The following is a 19,794-nucleotide window of genomic DNA, read 5'->3' as shown; positions in this document are numbered from 1 at the left end:
CTGTCCCCGGCGAATCGCTTCGACGACAGTCGTCGAAACGATTCGACTGCCCGGCGGACAGGACGGCGACCGGGCGGTGACGACCAGTGTCCGGAGCGCCCGCGCCGTGGTGGGGAGCCGTTCCGGGCCGACGCGGCACCGGGAGAGGGACGTTGGTCAGGATCACTGATGTGGCGCGGTGCGCGGGCGTCTCCCCGAGCACGGTCTCCTACGTACTCAGCGGCAAGCGCTCCATCTCCGCCGAGACCCGGCGCCGGGTGGAGGCCAGCATCCGCGAACTCGGCTACCGTCCGCACGCCGGAGCGCGGGCCCTGGCCAGCAGCAGATCCAACGTGCTGGCGCTCGTCATGCCGCTGCACAGCGGCATCCACGTACCCGTCCAGATGCGCTTCGCCGTCTCCGTCGTCACCACGGCACGCGCACACGACCACGATGTGCTGCTCCTCACCCAGGAGGAGGGCGAGGAGGGGCTGCGCCGGGTGACGGACAGCGCGCTGGCCGACGGGCTCGTGGTCATGGACGTCCAGATGCGGGACGCGCGCATCCCGTTCCTGCGCGCCCTCGACCGGCCCTCCGTGCTGATCGGCTTCCCCGCCGAGGCGGAGGGCCTGACCTGCGTTGACCTGGACTTCACGGCCACGGGTGAGGTGTGCGCCGAGCGGCTCGCGCTGCTCGGACACCGCAGCGTGGCCCTGATCGGCTCGCCGCCCGAGGTCTACGCGCGGGGCACGGGATTCGCGCAGCGGACGGCCGCCGGCTTCACGGCCGCCGCACGGCGCTACGGGCTGGCCTCCACCGTGCTGCCGTGCGCGCCCAGCGCCGACGCGGCGGGCGCGCTCGTCGAGCGGCTGCTGCGCGAACGGCCCGGGCTGAGCGGGGTCGTCGTGCACAACGAACCGGCCCTGGAACCGCTGATGGAGGCGTTCCAGCGGGCCGGGATGCGCATTCCCGAGGACCTCTCCGTCGTCGCCGTGTGTCCCGACGACCTCGCCGAGCGGGCCGCGATCCCCGTGACCTCGGTCGGCGTTCCCGCGGCCGAGGTGGGGGAGCGGGCGGTGGAGCTGCTGATGGCCAAGCAGCAGGGGCAGCGAGTGCCCGACGCCACGCTGCTGCCGCCCCGGCTGACCGAACGTGCCAGCACCGCGCCCCGCGCCGCCGCGCCCTGAGCCCGCACCTGAGCCACCCCTGACCGTCCCCGGCACGACGCACCACACTGCATCGCCCCGCACCTCGCCCCGCCTTCGCACCCTTCCGCACGGCACCACCCGCCTTCTCCATCGAAGCGCTTCGACTACAAGGAGTTCGCAGTGCCACCACAGGGCATCCCCCGCCGGAACGTGCTCGCGCTCGCCATGACACCCATGGCCACCCTCGGCCTGGCCGGGCCCGCCGTGGCCTCGACGGCCGCCGCTCCGGGAACCCCGGCGGCCCCGGCAGGGGCGGCCCTGCCCTTCCGTGACGCGGGGCTGGCCCTGTCGGCACGCGTCACGGATCTGCTGGAGCGGCTGACCACGGCGGAGAAGATCTCCCTCCTGCACCAGTACCAGCCCGCGATACCCCGGCTCGGGATGCGCGCCTTCCGCACCGGCACCGAGGCCCTGCACGGCGTCGCCTGGCTCGGCAAGGCCACCGTCTTCCCGCAGGCCGTGGGGCTGGCCAGCACCTGGAACCCGGAGCTGATCGAGCGCGTCGGCGCCGCCGTCGGCGACGAGACGCGCGGCTTCCAGCAGGAGCGGCCACAGGGCTGGGGGCTGAACGTGTGGGCCCCCGTGGTCAATCTGCTGCGCGACCCGCGCTGGGGCCGCAACGAGGAGGGCTACTCCGAGGACCCGTATCTGACGGGCGTCATCTCCACCGCCTACTGCGAGGGCCTGCGCGGCAAGGACCCCCGCCACCTCAGAACGGCGCCCACCCTCAAGCACTACCTGGCCAACAACAACGAGATCGACCGGGCCACCACCTCCTCGTCGCTGCGCCCGCGCGTGCTCAAGGAGTACGAGGAAGCCGCGTTCCGGCCCGCCATCGCGGCGGACGCGGCGACCGGTGTGATGGCCTCTTACAACCTCGTCAACGGCCGCCCCGCCACCGTCGACCCGGCGCTGAACGACACCGTGCGTTCCTGGACGGACCGCGAGCTGTTCAACGTCACCGACGCGGACGCGCCCAACAACCTGCTCCCCGCAGTGCAGGACTACTACGCGACCAGGACGGAGGGCGACGCCGCCGCGCTCAAGGCCGGTATCGACAGCTTCACGACGGACAGCGCGGAGCCCGCCAAGACCGTCGCGGCGCTCACCTCGGCGCTGGAGAAGGGACTGATCGAGGAGGCCGACCTTGACACCGCCGTACGGCACATCCTTGGCATCCGCTTCCGGCTCGGCGAGTTCGACCCCGACGGCGGCCCCTACGGCGGGACAGGAGCCTCGGTCATCGACAGCCCCGAGCACCGTGCCCTCGCCCGTGAGGCGGCCGACGAGGCCGTCGTGCTCCTCAAGAACGACTCCGGGACCCTGCCCCTGGACCCCGGCACGGTGCGCGAGGTCGCCGTCGTCGGGCCGCTGGAGAACACCCTCTACACCGACTGGTACTCCGGCTCCCTGCCGTACGGGATCACCCCGCGCGAGGGCGTCAGGCAGCGGCTCGGGGAGGGCGGCACCGTCACCTCCAGCGAGGGCGTGGACCGCGTCGCGTTCCGCAACCAGGAGACGGGCGCGTACATCACGGCGGGCGGCGGCGAGGACGGCGCACTGCTCAAGGAGGAGGCCACCAGCGCGGGGGAGACGGAGCGGTTCGACGTCTTCGACTGGGGCCAGGGCGTGGTCACCCTGCGCAGCGCGGCCAACGGCAAGTACGTCGGCCGCACCGACGAAGGCTTCCGCAACGACCAGGCACAGCCCAACGGCTGGTACGTACAGCAGCAGTTCCGCGTCGAGGAGCGGGACGGCGCACACCTGCTGCGCTACGCCGGATACGAGACGCACGAGGACTGGTTCGGCACCGACGTCTATCTGCGCGCCGGAACCGGCGGCGTCCTCACCCTCACCAGCGAGGAGAACGCCACCCGCTACACGCGCGAGGTCCTGCGCGACGGCATACGGGAGGCCGTCGAGGCGGCCAGGGGCGCCGACGCGGCCGTCGTCGTGGTCGGCAGCATGCCCTTCATCAACGGCCGCGAGGTCTTCGACCGCACCGACATGAACCTGGCCCCCGCACAGTCCGCGCTGGTCAAGGCCGTGCACGAGGCCAACCCCAGGACCGTCGTGGCGCTGGAGACCAGCTACCCCGACACCCTCACCTGGGAGCAGGAGCACATCCCCGCGATCCTGTGGACCACCCACGCGGGACAGGAGACCGGGCGCGCGCTGGCCGACGTCCTCTTCGGCGACCACAACCCGGCCGGGCGGCTCACCCAGACCTGGTACCGCTCCACGGACGACCTCCCCGGCATCCTCGACTACGACATCATCAAGTCCCGCCGCACCTACCTGTACTTCACCGGGGAACCGCTCTACCCCTTCGGGCACGGTCTCTCCTACACCTCCTTCCGCTACGGCGCACCCCGGCTGTCCTCGGACACCGTGGAGCGGGACGGGAAGGTGACGGTCTCCGTGCGTGTCACCAACACCGGTGAGCGGGACGGGCACGAGGTCGTCCAGCTCTACACCCGCCACCGCGACTCCCGCGACGCACAGCCGCTGCGGCAGTTGCGCGCCTTCGAGAAGGTGCGGCTGAGAGCGGGCGGGACACGGACCGTACGGCTGACACTGCGCGCCGCCGACCTCGGCCACTGGGACGTGACACGTGGCAGGAAGGTGGTCGAGGACGGCGTCCACGACATCATGGTCGGTGCCTCCTCGCGCGACGTGCGGGGCCGCACCTCGCTGCGGGTGCGGGGCGAGCGGATCCCGGCCCGCGACCTGTCCCGCACCACCCGCGCCACCGGCTTCGACGACTACGAGGGCGTGCGCCTGGTCGACGAGAGCAAGGTGCGCGGCGACGCGGTCGGCGCGACGGACGAGGGCGCCTGGCTCCTGTTCAGCGACGCGGACCTGGGCGCCGGAGCACGCACGTTCACGGCCCGCGCCGCCAAGGAGACCGAGGGCACCGGAAGCATCACGGTGCGGCTCGGCTCGCCCACCGGACCCGTCGCAGCGCGCGCCGACGTGCCCTCCACCGGCAGCCGCTACACCTACGTCACCACGAGCGCGAAGCTGCGCGGAGCGCGCGGCAGGCAGGACGTCTACCTCGTCTTCTCCGGCGAGGTGCGCCTGAGCACCTTCTCGCTGCGCTGACCACACACTGCCCGGCCCTCCCCGTACACCCCGCCCCCGCCCACCCCCTATCCCCCCTAGCCGCATCGAATGGAGGCACCATGCCTTCCCGTACAGGCATACCGGCCCTCGCCACGGTCATGGCGGGGGTGACGGTGGCGTTCGGTCTGACCGGGTGCGCCGCCACCCCCGACCCCGGCACCGTCACCGTCCTCAACTCGGCCACCGACACGGCCGAACACGCCAAGAACCAGAAGTTCTTCGACCGCTGCGCCCGTCCCCTGGGACTGAGCGTGGAACAGATCAGCGTGCCCGCCGACCAGGTGGCCTCCAAGGCGCTGCGCATGGCGTCCTCGCACTCCCTCCCCGACATCCTCGAACTGGACGGCTCCGAACTGCCGCAGTTCGCGCAGACCGGCGGGCTGCGGAGCCTGAAGGACATCGGTGTCGGGACCGAGGGGTTCTCGCGCAGCGCCGTCTCCCTCGGCTCCTACGACGGCACCCAGTACGGCATCGCACGCTCGGCCAACTCCCTGGCCCTCTTCTACAACCCCGACCTGCTCGAAAAAGCCGGGGTCGAGCCGCCCGCCACCTGGAACGAGCTGCGCGAGACGGCGAAGGAACTCACCGGCGACGGCACCTACGGCATGGCCTTCAGCGCCACCCCCGACGCCGACGGCGTCTACCAGTTCCTGCCGTTCTTCTGGTCGGCCGGGGGCGACGAGGCACGCCTGTCCGAGGGCGAGGGCGGCGCCGACGCGCTGCGGTTGTGGAAGGACATGGTGGGCGACGGCTCGGTCTCCAAGTCCGTCGTCAACTGGAACCAGCAGGACGTCAACGACCAGTTCCTCGCGGGCCGCGCCGCCATGATGATCAACGGTCCGTGGCAGGTGCCCGTGCTGAACGGGCAGAAGAAGGTGGACTGGGCCGTCGCCACCATCCCCGTGCCCGAGGGCAAGCGGGACGCCGTTCCCCCGATCGGCGGCACCGTCATGACCGTCCCCGAGAACGAGGACGCGTCCCGCGAGAAGAACGCGGCCAAGGTCCTCAACTGCCTCAACAGCGAGAAGAACCAGTTGGAGTGGGGCCAGGCGGTCAACAACGTCCCCACCCGCACGGCCGTCGCCAAGACCTACGGCGAGAAGAACCCGAAGCTCGCGCCCTTCGCCGAACTGGTCCTCACCGCGCGCTCGCGCACCGCGAAGGTCGGCACCCGCTGGCCCGCCGTCGGCGACGCGCTCTCCGGCGCCTTCCAGTCCGTGCTGACGGGGCGCACCAGCCCCGAGAACGCCCTGCTCCGCGCCCAGCGGCAGGCCACGAGGGAGAAGTGAGGAACCGGACATGAGCACCCTCACCCCGGCACCACCACGCGCCGCGGCCCGGCCGCCGGCCCAGGCCCCCGCGGGCTCCCGCCACCGGCAGACACTCTTCCGCTGGCTGTTCGTCGTCCCCGCGCTCGGCTACATGGCCCTCTTCTTCGGCTATCCGCTGGTCCGCAACGTCCTGATGAGCTTTCAGGAGTACACCCCGGCCACCTACTTCACCGGCGAGGCCCCCTTCAACGGTTTGGAGAACTGGCGCGCCGTCTTCAGCGACCAGCTCTTCACCGACGCGCTGTGGCACACCGCCCTCTTCACGGCAGGGTCCCTGCTGGGCCAGTTCACCATCGGCCTCGCCCTGGCCGTCTTCTTCTCCCGCCGCTTCCGCCTCGCGGGACTGGTGCGGGCCGTACTGCTGCTGCCCTGGCTGGTCCCCATGGTGGTCTCGGCCGTGGTGTGGCGCCGCATCCTCGATCAGGAGCACGGGGTGCTCAACAGTGCCCTGCGGGCCCTGGGGCTGACGGACGGGGGTGTGCCGTGGCTGAGCAGTCCCAGCGTGGCGCTGCTGGCCGCCGTCCTGGTCAACATCTGGATCGGCATCCCCTTCAACATGGTCATCCTCTACGGCGGCCTCCAGGAGATACCCCGCGAGCTGTACGAGGCCGCGTCGCTCGACGGGGCCGGGCCCTGGCGGACGTTCCGCAGCGTCACGCTGCCCATGCTGCGACCCGTGATCACCGTCGTGCTCGTCCTCGGCTTCATGTCCACCGTGAAGATCCTCGACCTGATCCTCGCGCTGACCGACGGGGGCCCGGCCGACGCCACCCAGACCCTGGGCACCGTCACCTACCAGCTCTCCTTCCTCAACCTCGACTTCGGCCAGGGCGCCGTCGTCGGCAACGTCCTCATCCTCGTCAGCGCGGTCTTCGCCGTGCTGTACCTGCGGGCCAACCGCAGCGACTTCGCGCCAGGGAAGTGACCGCCATGACCTCCGCACACCCAGCGGCCCCGACACCGGCACGAAGCCACCCAGCGCGCCCAGCCCGTCCCGGCCGACGTGGTGGCGCGCGCGGCGCCTGGAACACCACCGCCGCACTGCTGATCCTCGCCGTCCTGCTCTTCCCGGTCTACTGGATGCTCAACACCGCGCTTCAGCCCGACAGCGGGATCGCCGCCGTCACCTGGCTGCCCACCGCGCCGCGCCTGGAGAGCTTCCAGGCCGCGCTGGAGAGCCAGGGCGGCTCGCTGCTCACGAGCCTCGCCGTCGCGCTGGGCGCCGTGGCCGTGTGCCTCGCGCTGGCCGCGCCCGCCGCCTACGGGCTGGCGCAGTCCGGGCTGCGCGGCGGCCGTGCCGTCGTCTTCACCACGCTGATCACCCAGATGGTCCCCGGCATCGTCATCGCCAATGCCCTCTACAGCGCGTACGCCGAACTCGGCCTGGTCAACTCCTACTTGGGCCTCATCCTCGCCGACGCCTCCCTCGGCCTGCCCTTCTCCGTCGTGCTGCTGCGCGCGTTCATGGTGTCCATCCCCGGTGAGGTGGTGGAGGCGGCGCTGGTCGACGGGGCCAACAGGTTCACCGCGTTCGTCCGCGTCGTCCTGCCCATGAGCCGCAACGCCCTGATCACCGCGGGGCTGTTCACGTTCCTGTTCGCGTGGTCGGACTTCATGTTCGCGCTGACCCTCAACACCACGGACGACGTCAAGCCGATCACGCTCGGCATCTACCAGTTCGTCGGCGCCCACGTCAGCGACTGGGGCGCGGTGATGGCCACCGCCGTGATGTCCGCCGTTCCGGCGGCGGTCCTGCTCGTCGTCGCGCAGAAGTACGTCGCCGCCGGGATCACCGGCGGCTCCGTCAAATAGCCCCGCCACAGCTCCCGAACCACAGCTCCCGCACCACAGCACCCGCACCGTCAGCCCAGCCCCCCACCGCGAGAGGACACCCCGCACCGTATGAAGTTCACCGACGGCTACTGGCTCATGCGCGGCGGCGTCGAGGCGTCGTACGCCACGGAGATCGCCGACGTCCACGCCGACGACGACAGGTTCACGCTCTACGCACCCGTGCGCCAGGTCCGCCACCGAGGCAACACACTCAACAGCCCCCTGCTGACGGTCGAGTGCTTCACACCCGCCGAAGGCGTCATCGGCGTCCGCGTCACCCACCACGCCGGTGCCCCCGACCCAGGGCCCTCCTTCGCGCTGCACGGCGCGCGGGACACGGGCGAGGCGAGCCCGGGGAAGGTCGTACGGGAGGGCACCTGGCTCGAACTCGCCAGCGGGGAACTGTCGGTGAGGGTGGACACCGCGGCGCCCTACCGGCTCGACTTCATGGCCGAGGGCCGTGTCCTCACCTCCGCCGAGTCCCGCGGCACCGGCTTCGCCACCACCCCCGACGGCGCGCACCACAGCCTTGCCCAGCTCTCCCTGGGCGTCGGCGAACTCGTCTACGGGCTCGGCGAGCGCTTCACCCCCTTCACCCGCAACGGGCAGAGCGTGGACATCTGGCAGGCCGACGGCGGTACGGCCAGCGAGCAGGCGTACAAGAACGTGCCCTTCCACCTCACCAACCGGGGCTACGGCGTCTTCGTCAACCACCCCGGCAAGGTGTCCTACGAGGTGGGCTCCGAGGCCGTCGGGCAGGTGCAGTTCAGCGTCGAGGACCAGACGCTGGAGTACTACGTCATCCACGGCCCCCGGCCCAAGGACGTGCTGGAGCGCTATACCGCGCTCACCGGGCGCCCGGCCCTGCCGCCCGCCTGGTCGTTCGGGCTGTGGCTCTCCACCTCCTTCACCACCGACTACGACGAGGAGACCGTCAGCCACTTCGTCCAGGGCATGGCCGAGCGCGGCATCCCGCTGGGCGTCTTCCACTTCGACTGCTTCTGGATGCGCGCCTACCAGTGGTGCGACTTCACCTGGGACCCGGAGGTCTTCCCCGACCCCGAGGGCATGCTGCGCCGCCTCAAGGAGCGCGGACTGCGCGTCTCGGTGTGGATCAACCCGTACATCGCCCAGAAGTCCCCCCTGTTCGCCGAGGCCATGAGCCTGGGCCACCTCGTGCGCACCCCGGACGGCGGTGTGTGGCAGTGGGACATGTGGCAGGCGGGCATGGCACTGGTCGACTTCACCAGCCCGGCGGCCCGCGAGTGGTACGCGGAGAAGCTGCGGGGCCTGCTGCGCCAGGGTGTCGACTGCTTCAAGACCGACTTCGGCGAGCGGATACCCACCGAGGTCGTCTGGCACGACGGCTCCGACCCGCGCCGCATGCACAACTACTACACGCACCTCTACAACGACACGGTCTTCCAGGTGCTGCGCGAGGAACGCGGCGAGGGCGAGGCGGTCCTCTTCGCGCGCTCCGCCACCGCCGGGGGCCAGCAGTTCCCCGTCCACTGGGGCGGCGACTGCGAGTCGACGTATCCGGCGATGGCCGAGTCGCTGCGCGGCGGCCTCTCCCTCGGGCTGTCCGGGTTCGGCTTCTGGAGCCACGACATCGGCGGCTTCGAGGGCACACCCTCACCCGCGCTCTTCAAGCGGTGGGTGCAGTTCGGGCTGCTCTCCTCGCACAGCAGGCTGCACGGCAGCAGCTCCTACCGGGTGCCGTGGAACTACGACGAGGAGGCCGTGACCGTCACCCGCGACTTCACCCGCCTCAAGCACCGCCTCATGCCCTACCTCTACCGCGCGGCCCAGCAGGCGGCCGAGCACGGCACCCCCGTGATGCGCCCGATGCTGCTCGACTTCCCCGAGGACCCGGCCTGCCACACGCTCGACCGCCAGTACATGCTGGGCGACGACCTCCTCGTCGCCCCCGTGTTCACCGAGGACGGCACCGTCGACTACTACCTGCCGCACGGCACCTGGACCCACCTGCTGACGGGCGAACGTCTCCAGGGGCCCGGCTGGCGCAGCGAACGCCACGGCTTCGACAGCCTCCCCCTGCTGGCACGCCCCGGCTCGGTGATCCCCTTCGCGGCGGACGACGAGACCGCCGTGAGCGACTGGGCGGACGGGGTGACTTTGCGCGTGCACCCCCGCGAGGACGGCGCGACGACGGTCACACATGTCCCGTCACCCGACGGTTCGCCCGGCGCCGTCTTCCGCACCCGCCAGGACGCGGACGGACACGTCACGGTCGAGTCCGAGGGCGCCCCCGACGGCTGGCGGGTGCTGCTGGCGGGGGTACGGACCGTCGACGGCACGGAGGGCACCGTCGGCGCGCCCGAGAGCACACCTCTCGGGGTGCTGCTGACAGCGGCGGCGGGCGCGGAGAGGGTGACGGTGGTGCCGGTGGAGTGACTCGGCGGCGGGGCGGCGGTGCGGGCGGCCACCCCGCACGGTGCGGGCCACCTGGTGGCGGGTCCTACGTCCGCGCACTCAGCGGCAGGAACCGCACCGAGGGCCGCCCCTGCCCCGCGTCGGCCGTGACCACCGCGCGCACCCCGTACACGTCGGCGATCAGCTCCTCCGTCAGCACCTGCGACGGTGTGCCCGCCGCGACGACGTGGCCGCGCCGCAGCACCACCAGGTGGTCGCAGTACATCGCGGCCAGGTTCAGATCGTGCAGGGCGATGACACTCGTCACCGGGGTACGCACCACCAGCTCCAGCAGCTCCAACTGGTGCTGGATGTCGAGGTGGTTGGTGGGCTCGTCCAGGAGCAGTTCGCCCGGCTCCTGGGCGAGCGCGCGGGCTATCTGGACGCGCTGGCGCTCCCCGCCGGACAGCGTGTGCCAGGACTGGCCGAGCTTGTCCTCCAGCCGGGTGTGCTCCACCGCCGAGCGCACCGCCGCCTCGTCCGCCGCCGTCGAGCCCGACCAGGGCCCGCGGTGCGGGATGCGGCCGAGGCGGACGACGTCGCCGACGGTCAGGTCCACCCCCGTCTCGGCGTGCTGCTCCACGACGGCCACCCGGCGGGCGACGTCCTTGCGGCTCAGCCGCGGCAGCGGCACGTCGTCCAGGGTGATCACCCCGGCCGAGGCGGCCCGTATTCCGGCCAGCAGCCGCAGCAGCGTCGACTTGCCCGAACCGTTGGGCCCCAGCAGCCCCACCGTCTCGCCGGGGCGCGGCGACAGGCTGACCCCTTCGAGGATCAGCTTGCCGTCGGCACGCCAGGCCACATCACGCGCGCGCAGACTCATCCCCGTCCCCCTCCGGTCTCCCGTGCCCCGTGTTCCGTCGCGCCCGCCGTCACCGGGACCTCCTCGTGCGGTGCAGGATCACGACGAACGCGGGCACCCCGATCAGCGAGGTCGCCACGCCGACGGGAAGTTCCTGCGGGTCCAGCACGGTCCGCGCCAGCGTGTCCACCCAGACCAGGAACACCGCGCCCACCAGCGCCGTGGTGGGCAGCAGCCGCCGGTGCCCCGGACCCGTCAGCACGCGTGCGGCGTGCGGCAGGACGAGCCCGACGAAGCCGATCGCGCCCGCCGCGCTGACCAGCACCGCCGTCAACAGTGCCGTCACCAGCAGCAGAAGCATCCGCACCCGCTGGACCGCCACGCCCAGGGCCGCCGCCGCCTCCTGCCCGAAGGCGAACGCGTCCAGCGTGTTGGCCCGCGTCAGACACACGGCGAGCACCAGCACCAGCGCACCCGCGCACAGGGCCACGTCCGTCCAGCCGGCGCTGCTCAGCGACCCCAGCAGCCAGAACAGCACCCCGCGTGTCTGCTCCGCGTCGGCGGAGGTGAAGACGATGAACGAGGTGAGCGCAGAGAAGAGCTGCATGGCGGCGATGCCCGACAGCAGCACTCGGTCCGTCGTCCCGCCCGAGGTGTAGGCGAGCAGCAGCACGAGCCCGAAGGAGACGACCGCGCCCACGAAGGCGCCCGCCGAGAGGGACACGGCCCCGCCGCCGACGCCCAGCACCGCCACGGCCACCGCGCCGGTCGAGGCGCCCGAGGACACACCGAGGACGAACGGGTCGGCCAGCGGGTTGCGCAGCAGCGACTGGAGCACGGCGCCGCACACCCCCAGGCCCGCACCGCACACCGCGGCGAGCAGGGTGCGCGGCAGCCGCAGCTCCCACACGATGCCCTCGCGGATCGGCGTCAGACCGGCCTCGGCGCCACCGAGGCGCTCGGCCACCACCCGCCACACATCGCCGACGCCCAGTGCCGCGGGCCCGATGGTGATGGCCACCGCGACGGACAGTGCGAGGAGCAGCACACCCGCGGCCCACAGCACCGCCGCGCCGGTCCCGGTGCGCGCGGCCCGTACGCTCCACGATCGCGCGGCACGTAGGCGCGCGGCGAGCATCGGCCCGTCGGCGGCGCCGTCCCGTGCGGGTGCGTCGTCCTGTGTGGCCGGTGCGGGCGCGGCCGGCGTGGTGGGTGTGCGTTCGCGCGGCGTACTCAACCGGCGAGCCCGAACGTCCGCAGGCCCTTCGCGACCTTCTCGATGCCCTCGACGGTGCGGATCGACGGATTCATCGCGGCGCCGCTCAGCAGCACATACCGCTTCTTCTCCACGGCCTTCATATGGCGGGTGACCGGGTTGGACTCCAGCCACTTGATCTTCGCGGCGGCGGTCTCGGCCGTCTCGCTCTTACGGCTCAGATCGCCGAGGACGATCACGTCGGGATCGCGGTCCGCGACCCGCTCCCAGTTGATCTGCGGCCACTCGTCGTGTGTGTCGTCGAAGACGTTCGTAGCGCCGACGGCACGCGTGATGATGCCCGGCGCACCGCAGCACCCGGCCAGATACGGCGACTCGGAGTTGGCGAACCAGTACATCAGCCGGGTGTCCGACGCTTCGACGTCCTCCGTCGCCTTCGCGGTGCGTGCCTTCAGCTCGGCGACGAGCTTCTCGCCGCGCTTCTCCACGCCGAACACCTCGGCCAGGTCCCTGACCTCGCCGTAGACGTCGTCCATGCGCAGCGGCTCCGCGCGCTCGCCGTCGCCGCTCCCGCCGTTGTCCTTGGCGCAGTCGGTGGGAGAGAGGTACGTCGGCACGCCCAGCTTCTCGAAGTCCCCGCGCGGGGCCACCCCGCCCTTGCCGAGCGCCGACTCGAAGGACGCCGCCACGAAGTCCGGCTCCTCGTCCAGCACGCGTTCGAAGGAGGGCGCGTTGTCCGCGAGACGTTCGACCTTGGCGTTCTCCTCGCCCAGGCCCTTGGCGACGGGGTCGGTCCAGGTGGCGGTGCCCGCCATGCGGTCGGCGAGGCCGAGGGAGAGCAGGATCTCCGTCGTGCCCTGGTTCAGCGAGACGGCCCGCCTGGGCGGGGAGTCGACGGTGACCTTCTCGCCGCAGTTCTCCAGCGTGCGCGGATAGCCCCCGGACGCCGTGGACTTCCCGGAGCCCTCACCCCCGCCCCCGGAGCCCGAGCCGGAGCCCTTTGTGCCGCAGGCCGCCGTCAGCGCCATCAGCGAGGTGAGGAGTACGGCCGCGATGCGGGTACGGCGTGAGGTCGCCACCACAGTTCCCATCCGTCAGAGGCCCAGTCGCGAGGCCCGGCGTCCTTCCGCCCCGGTGCCGGGGCGGACCGCCAGCAGGTCTTCGGACTCGGGACTCCCACGGGCCGAGCGCCTTCCCGGACTCCTCCAGTGGCCTCTGCTCGCCCGCCCTGTCCCTCACCGCTGCGCGTCAGTTCCGGGTTCGCACCGGATTCCCTGACCCCATCAGGGGTTCGACTGGCGTCGGCAAGCTATCACACGGACCTGGGCGGTTCGCCCGGCGGCCGATGCGCTGAGCTGCGAGGACGGGGCGCGGAGAGGTGGTGTGCCGGGCCGTCAGGACATCAAGGGCGGTTGACGCCTTACACGTCGGGTAGAAGCGCCACCGAGTCCCAAGGGCCAGCCGCGGCACACGCGGCTCACCGAGCAGAGGGCCGAGAGGACAGAGCAGAGGGAGGCACCATGCGCACCCGTACCCGCCGCACGCCGACCACCGCAGCCCTGCGCAGAGTCGCCCTGCGCGCCGTCAGAAGGATCGCGCACCCCGCGCGCGCCCGCTCCGGCACGGGCCACCCGCACCGCGACCTGAACCGTCCGCGCCCCGGTGCCCACACCCTGCGCCCGTACCAGGTGACACCCCACGACGCGCTCCAGCGCCGGGGCCCCACCACACTCTGAGGGGCCGCTGAGAGGCCGTTGAGGGGCCGTTCCCGCGCGCCCCGCCCGTCCGCGTCCGTCCCCCGGTCTTTACCTGCCACCGTCGCACCACCCAGGATCGGATCATCGTCGAGCGAAGGAGCGCCGGGATGGCGACGGTGGTACTGGTCGGGACCCTGGACACCAAGGGCGCGGAGTACGCCTGGCTGAGCGCGCGGTTACGGGAGCTGGGCTGCGAGGTGGTACTCGTCGACGCCGGGGTGCGACGTGTCCCGCCGGGCGCACCGGCCGCCGACGTGTCGGGCGAGGCCGTCGCACGCGCCGCCGGCCACGGCCTGGAGCGACTGCGCGCGACGGGCGACCGCAACACGGCGGTGACGGCCATGGCGGAGGGCGCCGAGCACGTCGTGCGGGACCTGTACGAGGCGGGCCGCCTGCACGCACTGCTGGCGGTCGGCGGCAGCGGCGGCTCGTTCATCGCGGCCCGCGCGATGCGCGCGCTCCCCATCGGGGTGCCCAAGCTGCTGGTGAGCACCATGGCGGGCGGGGACGTGGGCCCGTACGTGGGCAGCGGCGATGTCACGCTGATGCACAGCGTGGTGGACATCGCCGGGATCAACTCCGTCTCGCGGCTCGTACTCGGCAACGCGGCAGCCGCCGCGGCCGGTATGGCCGCGCACCGGGCACGCGCCGTGGCGGAGCCCGGGCCGCGGGGGCGCAAGGTCATCGGCGCGACGATGTTCGGTGTCACCACGCCCGCGGTGGACGCGGCACGGGCGCGCCTGGAGGAACTGGGCTACGAGGTGCTGGTCTTCCACGCCACGGGCGTGGGCGGCCGGGCCCTGGAGAGGCTCGCCGCCGACGGCCAGCTGGACGGTGTGCTGGATCTGACGACGACCGAGCTGGCCGACGACCTCGTCGGCGGTGTGCTCAGCGCGGGCCCCGACCGGCTCACGGCGGCGGGCGCCGCTGCGCTCCCGCAGGTCGTCGCGCCGGGCGCCCTGGACATGGTCAACTTCGGCCCCGAGGCCACCGTCCCCGAGCGTTTCGCCGCGCGGCGCCTGCTCGTCCACAACCCCACCGTCACCCTCATGCGGACCAGCGCCGAGGAGATGGCGGCCCTCGGCACGGCACTGGGCACGAAGCTCGCCGCGGCGAAGGGGCCCGTCTCCGTCTTCTGGCCGCTGCGCGGGGTGTCGGCGGTGGACGCGCCGGACGGACCGTTCGAGGACCGGACGGCGGACGGCGCGTGTCTCGACGCACTGCGCGCGGCGGTGGAGGACACCGCTGTCCGCCTGCACGTCGTGGACGCACACCTCAACGACACCGTCTTCGCGACGGCCGCTGCCGACCACCTGCACGAGCTGATCGTGCGACGCGACCACGTTCCGGCGGGCACCCCCGCCGTCTGACGGGTGGTCATGCCCACCGGCACGGCCGCCAGCACGGCCACCACCACTGCCACCGCCACCGAGCGAACGGAGAGACGAGAGATGGACCGTACCGAGGCCCTCGCACGCCTGCGTGCCCAGGCGGACGCCGGACGGCCGGTGATCGGCGCGGGAGCGGGCACGGGCCTGTCCGCCAAGTGCGCCGAGGCGGGCGGCGCCGACCTGCTCATCATCTACAACTCGGGCCGCTACCGCATGGCGGGCCGCGGCTCGCTCGCCGGGCTCCTGCCCTACGGGGACGCCAACGCCATCGTCGTGGACATGGCCGGTGAGGTGCTGCCCGTCGTACGGGACACACCGGTGCTCGCGGGCGTGTGCGGCTCCGACCCCTTCCGCGTCATGGGGCACTTCCTCGACCAGCTCAAGGCCATGGGCTTCACCGGGGTGCAGAACTTCCCCACGGTCGGGCTCTACGACGGCGTCTTCCGGGCCAACCTGGAGGAGACCGGTATGGGCTTCGGTCTGGAGATCGACATGATCCGGCAGGCACACGAACGCGACCTCCTCACCGCGCCGTACGCCTTCGACCCCGACCAGGCCGCCGAGCTGGCCGGGGCGGGTGCCGACGTCCTGGTGCCCCACGTCGGGCTCACCACCAAGGGCTCCATCGGCGCGGCCACCTCCATGACGCTCGATCAGGCGGCCCGCGCCGTACAGGAGATGCACGACGCGGCGAAGCGGGTCTCCCCGGACATCCTCGTCCTGTGCCACGGTGGCCCGATCGCCGAGCCCGAGGACGCCCGCTACGTCCTGGAGCACACCTCGGGCGTCGTGGGCTTCTTCGGCGCCTCGTCGATGGAACGGCTCCCCACCGAACGCGCCATCACGGAGCAGGCCCGCGCCTTCAAGTCGCTGCCCCTGGACTGATGAAGGCGCCGGTTTTGGTGCGCGCATTTCCCGTTCTCGGTCGCTCATCCCAATTTACGGGGATGGTGTGCGTTGAATTTCGTGAAAGGCGGTTGCGGTGTTCTGCGGAGCCTGTGGACCGACTGGTTCCGTACGTTGTGCTGCTCTGCCTCCGAATTCCCGCTGCTGGTGCGGATTCCGCGCGGAAAAATATGATGATGGGCACCGGTGCAGGTAGGTGGACCACGCTGTGACGTGATGCGGAGCGCGTGGCGTGTAGCCGGTGGAACTCCCGTGGGGGCGGGGTGCTTTATCGCTCCGGAAATTTGTTGTGGTGTCAGCCGATAGGAGTAAGCGGCCCTTTCCCTTTTCCTGGGCGGCATTTAGCGTGGCGTTCATGACGGAGAAGAGCCAGGCAACGGAAAAGGGCAATCGTTCGGCTGAGCATCTGCTCGCCGAATTGGAACCCGCGGTGGTGCGGCAGTTGGAGCGCCATCTGGAGACGGCACGTGAATGGTTTCCCCACGAGTACGTTCCGTGGAGCGAGGGGGAGAACTTCGACGGGCCCCTGGGCGGACGGCCCTGGGAGCCCAAGCAGAGCCGCCTGGCGCCCGCCGTCCGTACGGCACTGATCGTCAACCTCCTCACCGAGGACAACCTCCCCATCTATCACCACCGGGCAGGGGCCAACATCGGCCGTGAAGGCGCCTGGGGGGAGTGGCTGCACCGCTGGACGGCGGAGGAGGACCGGCACGCGACGGCGATCCGCGGCTTTCTCCACACGACGCGCGCGGTGGACCCCGTCGCCCTGGAACGCACGCGCATGCAGCACATGAGCGCCGAGTGGGACCCCGGAACCCCCTCCGGGCTGCACGCCATCGCCTATGTGACGGTGCAGGAGCTGGCCACGCGGGTCGCCCACCGCAACACCGGGAAGGTCAGCGAGGACGAGGACTGCGTGCGCCTGCTGAGCCGTATCGCGCTCGACGAGAACCTGCACATGGTCTTCTACCGCGAGGTCTTCCGGGACGCGCTGGAACTCGCCCCGGCCCAGGCACTGGCCGCCTTCGCGGACACCCTGGAGAACTTCGCCATGCCGGGCAGCAACGCGCCGGGCTTCCCCCGCATGGCCGCGGAGATCGCCCGCGCGGGCATCTACAACCTGCGCGTCCACCACGACGAGGTCGTCACGCCGCTGCTGCGCTCGCTGGGCGTGCTCGACATGACGGGGCTCGACGCGGAGGGCACGCACGCCCAGCAGCGCATCGCGGCACACGCCGCAGGACTCGACGCCAAGGCGCGGCGGTTCGACGAACTCTGGGCGGAGCGGGAGGAGATCGCGCGGCGCGCGCCGCACCCGCGCCAGGGCGGTTAGCGCCGCACGTCCGGCGAACAGCGAACGCACCACTGCGCGACGCACCACGAGACGCCACCACGAGACGTACAGCGAGAGGAACGCGCCATGTCCCAACCCGCACCCACCCACACCGCGGCGCCCCGCGCGCCCGCCCACGCGCACGCGCAGGTGCTGTCCCTCGGCGAGTACCGGCCACGGCGGGCCGTCTCCAACGAGGAGCTGATCCAGGAGCGCGGGCTCAGCACCACCGACGACTGGGTCCGCCAGCGCACCGGGATCACCTCGCGCCGGCTGGCGGAGGAGCACGAGTCGCTGCCCTACATGGGCGCGCGGGCCGCCGAAGAGGCCCTGCGGCGCGGCGGGTTCGCGCCCCAGGACGTCGACTGCGTCCTCGCCGCCTCGATGAGCAACCTGGCGGGCGGCTCCCCGCTGGCCAGGAAGATCGCCGAGGAGTTGGGCGCACGGCCCCGGACGGCACTGGACGTCTCCGCCGCCTGCGCGGGCTTCTGCGTCTGCCTCGAGGTGGCCCGCGGCATGGTGACCGCGCACGGGTACCGGCGCGTTCTGATCGTCGGCGCCGAGCGGATGACGGACATCGTCGACCCGTACGACAGGACCACCAGCGTGATCTTCGCGGACGGCGCCGGCGCGGCGCTGGTGACCCCGGCCGACGAGCCAGCCATCGGCGCCGTCTCCTGGCGGACCGACGGCGAACGGCGCGATCTGCTCAGCCGCTCGGGCACGCCTCCGGAGCGGGACCGAGCCGCGCTCGCGGGCGCGACGACGACGATGGCGGCGGCGACGCCGACACCCGCATCGGCCGCGCCCACCTCAGCCGCCTCCGCATCGGCCGCGCCCCGGCCCTCCGCGTCCCGCACAGCGCACGCGCCGGTGCCCATCGGGCCCGGCGAGTCGGCCGAGCCCGCCGAGGGGGCGCGGCACGGGTATCTGCGGATGCGTGGGCCCGAGCTGTACCGCTGGGTCATGGCCCATGTGCCAGGCGCGGCACGGACCGCCGTCGACAGGGCCGGGGTGTCCATGGAAGACCTGCGCGCCTTCGTCCCGCACCAGGCCAACGACCGCATCACCACCGGGCTGTGCACGGCGCTCGGTATCCAGGAGGACACCGTCGTCGCCCGCGACGTGGTCTCGACGGGCAACACCTCCGCCGCCTCCGTCCCCATGGCCACGGCACGGCTGCTGCGTGAACGCCCTGACCTCGCCGGTGAACTGGCCCTGCTCGTCGGATTCGGCGCGGGCGTCACCGTCGCCGCGCAGGTCGTCCGCCTGCCCTGACCCGGTCTGTCTGTCCCCTCACCCCCCAGGAGTTCAGCATCATGGGTTCCTTCCTTTGCGGCGCCCGCCGCGCCAAGCACCGCAAACCCACGACCGCGTCCCTCGCCAGGACCGTCACCAGGTCGCTCGGCCGCGCCTACGCGCGCACCGTCCTGCGGCCCCTGCTGCACATCGACCCGCGTGCCGCCCTCGACGCCAGCGGCCTCTACGGCGCCCCGGGTCCCGGCCCCCGGCCGCAGGACCGCACCACCCGGCTCGCCGTCGTCGGCGACTCCGGTGCGCTCGGTCTGGGCGTCGAGAAGCGCGAGCAGACGCCCGGCGCCCTGCTGGCCGGGTCCCTCGCGCGCGCCCTCGACCACCCCGTACAGCTCAAGGTGTGCGGGGCCGTCGGCGCCAGCACGCACGGGATGTCCCGCTGCGTCGCCAGGGCCCGTAAGCACAGCCCCCAGTTCGTCGTGATCATCATCGGCGGGAACGACACACTGCTGCCCCGCCCGGTGCGCTGGGCGGCGCGGCGGCTGGGCCGCTACGTGGAACAGCTCGTCATCCAGGGGGCGTCCGTCGTGGTCGCCACCGCGCCCGACACGGGCAGCTGCCCCCTCTTCCCCGGCCCGGTGCGCAGGCTGCTGAGCTGGCGTTCGCGCAGGATGGGCGAGTTCCAGGCCCTGCACGCGGTACGGAGCGGGGCCCGTGTGGTCTCGCTCAGCGACACCGTCTTCCGCGAGCGCCCGGACGAGATGCTGGGCCGGGACGGCTTCCACCCGTCCCCCGCGGGCTACGCGCTCCAGTGCGCCCGGCTGGGCCTCGCCGTCGTCGCTGCGGCGGGCGGCCCCGCGCCCGAGGAGGAGCCGTTCGGGCCCGACGAAGGCGAACTCCCGCTGCGCGACGCGGCCCGCGCGGCGGCGCGCACCCGCGACGCGCATCTGGCCCCCGCACCCTCCCCCGAGCACGCCCTGCTGTGCGTGCGGCCCCCCGAGGCCGGGAGGCGCGGGGCCAGGGGACACGCCTCGCGCGGCGGTCCCGGTGGCCGCTCCGGCCCCGGCGCACCCGGCCCCGTCACGGCGGTCTGCGGCGGCCCCCTCGTCGGGACGGGCAGGACACCGCGCGCACGGTACGCCGGTTACGCGCACGACCCGTACGGGCCGTACGGGCCCGGCCGGTACGCGCCGGTCCGGCGCGGCGGCCACCTTCGCTGACC

At 72.3% G+C, this 19,794-nt stretch carries 15 protein-coding genes and 1 riboswitch; of the genes, 12 read left to right on the top strand and 3 right to left on the bottom strand.

Annotated elements, in window-relative coordinates; translation table 11 throughout:
• Positions 1-152 precede the first annotated feature (152 nt).
• From ACWGJ2_RS21290 to yicI, 6 genes are all read left to right on the top strand, one after another.
• Positions 153-1,166: a LacI family DNA-binding transcriptional regulator gene (locus ACWGJ2_RS21290; RefSeq protein WP_453347718.1), complete on the top strand. Its 1,014-nt coding sequence runs from the start codon at positions 153-155 to the stop codon at positions 1,164-1,166.
• A gap of 141 nt (positions 1,167-1,307) precedes the next feature.
• Positions 1,308-4,292, top strand: coding sequence for a glycoside hydrolase family 3 C-terminal domain-containing protein (locus ACWGJ2_RS21285; RefSeq protein ID WP_453347717.1), 2,985 nt, complete (start codon positions 1,308-1,310; stop codon positions 4,290-4,292).
• 80 nt (positions 4,293-4,372) lie between these two features.
• On the top strand, positions 4,373-5,602 hold the full coding sequence (locus ACWGJ2_RS21280; RefSeq protein WP_453347716.1) for a sugar ABC transporter substrate-binding protein: 1,230 nt from the start codon (positions 4,373-4,375) through the stop codon (positions 5,600-5,602).
• 10 nt (positions 5,603-5,612) lie between these two features.
• Positions 5,613-6,569, top strand: coding sequence for a carbohydrate ABC transporter permease (locus ACWGJ2_RS21275; RefSeq protein WP_453347715.1), 957 nt, complete (start codon positions 5,613-5,615; stop codon positions 6,567-6,569).
• A gap of 5 nt (positions 6,570-6,574) precedes the next feature.
• The gene (locus ACWGJ2_RS21270; RefSeq protein ID WP_453347714.1) at positions 6,575-7,456 is read left to right on the top strand and encodes a carbohydrate ABC transporter permease; all 882 of its coding nucleotides are present in this window, start codon (positions 6,575-6,577) and stop codon (positions 7,454-7,456) included.
• A gap of 90 nt (positions 7,457-7,546) precedes the next feature.
• Complete coding sequence (yicI, locus tag ACWGJ2_RS21265; RefSeq protein WP_453347713.1) at positions 7,547-9,895, top strand: alpha-xylosidase; 2,349 nt, start codon at positions 7,547-7,549, stop codon at positions 9,893-9,895.
• A gap of 64 nt (positions 9,896-9,959) precedes the next feature.
• On the opposite strand, the gene ACWGJ2_RS21260 is transcribed toward yicI, so the two are convergent.
• The 3 genes from ACWGJ2_RS21260 to ACWGJ2_RS21250 all read right to left on the bottom strand — a co-directional run bounded on the left by ACWGJ2_RS21260 (position 9,960) and on the right by ACWGJ2_RS21250 (position 13,022).
• Positions 9,960-10,736 (bottom strand): ABC transporter ATP-binding protein, encoded by a 777-nt coding sequence (locus ACWGJ2_RS21260; protein ID WP_453347712.1) that lies wholly within the window; start codon positions 10,734-10,736, stop codon positions 9,960-9,962.
• Positions 10,737-10,785: 49 nt separating this feature from the next.
• Positions 10,786-11,853, bottom strand: coding sequence for a FecCD family ABC transporter permease (locus ACWGJ2_RS21255; protein ID WP_453347789.1), 1,068 nt, complete (start codon positions 11,851-11,853; stop codon positions 10,786-10,788).
• 95 nt (positions 11,854-11,948) lie between these two features.
• Positions 11,949-13,022 (bottom strand): ABC transporter substrate-binding protein, encoded by a 1,074-nt coding sequence (locus ACWGJ2_RS21250; protein WP_453347711.1) that lies wholly within the window; start codon positions 13,020-13,022, stop codon positions 11,949-11,951.
• Between the two features lie 44 nt (positions 13,023-13,066).
• Positions 13,067-13,246, bottom strand: a riboswitch (cobalamin riboswitch).
• Between the two features lie 205 nt (positions 13,247-13,451).
• Here ACWGJ2_RS21250 and ACWGJ2_RS21245 point away from each other — a divergent pair.
• The 6 genes from ACWGJ2_RS21245 (at position 13,452) to ACWGJ2_RS21220 (ending at position 19,792) form a co-directional block, all read left to right on the top strand.
• Positions 13,452-13,667: a hypothetical protein gene (locus tag ACWGJ2_RS21245; protein WP_453347710.1), complete on the top strand. Its 216-nt coding sequence runs from the start codon at positions 13,452-13,454 to the stop codon at positions 13,665-13,667.
• A 128-nt stretch (positions 13,668-13,795) separates the two neighbouring features.
• Complete coding sequence (locus tag ACWGJ2_RS21240; protein ID WP_453347709.1) at positions 13,796-15,058, top strand: Tm-1-like ATP-binding domain-containing protein; 1,263 nt, start codon at positions 13,796-13,798, stop codon at positions 15,056-15,058.
• An 81-nt stretch (positions 15,059-15,139) separates the two neighbouring features.
• Positions 15,140-15,964: a phosphoenolpyruvate hydrolase family protein gene (locus tag ACWGJ2_RS21235; RefSeq protein WP_453347708.1), complete on the top strand. Its 825-nt coding sequence runs from the start codon at positions 15,140-15,142 to the stop codon at positions 15,962-15,964.
• 376 nt (positions 15,965-16,340) lie between these two features.
• The gene (locus tag ACWGJ2_RS21230) at positions 16,341-17,318 is read left to right on the top strand and encodes an acyl-ACP desaturase (protein ID WP_453347707.1); all 978 of its coding nucleotides are present in this window, start codon (positions 16,341-16,343) and stop codon (positions 17,316-17,318) included.
• 87 nt (positions 17,319-17,405) lie between these two features.
• The gene (locus ACWGJ2_RS21225) at positions 17,406-18,596 is read left to right on the top strand and encodes a 3-oxoacyl-[acyl-carrier-protein] synthase III C-terminal domain-containing protein (RefSeq protein ID WP_453347706.1); all 1,191 of its coding nucleotides are present in this window, start codon (positions 17,406-17,408) and stop codon (positions 18,594-18,596) included.
• 41 nt (positions 18,597-18,637) lie between these two features.
• Entirely contained in the window at positions 18,638-19,792 is a 1,155-nt protein-coding gene (locus ACWGJ2_RS21220; RefSeq protein ID WP_453347705.1) for a GDSL-type esterase/lipase family protein, read from the top strand.
• Positions 19,793-19,794: the final 2 nt, after the last annotated feature.

The organism is Streptomyces sp. NPDC054796, assembly GCF_053611545.1.
Note: the sequence above shows the minus strand (reverse complement) of the source record. Positions and strands in the feature narration are given on the sequence as shown.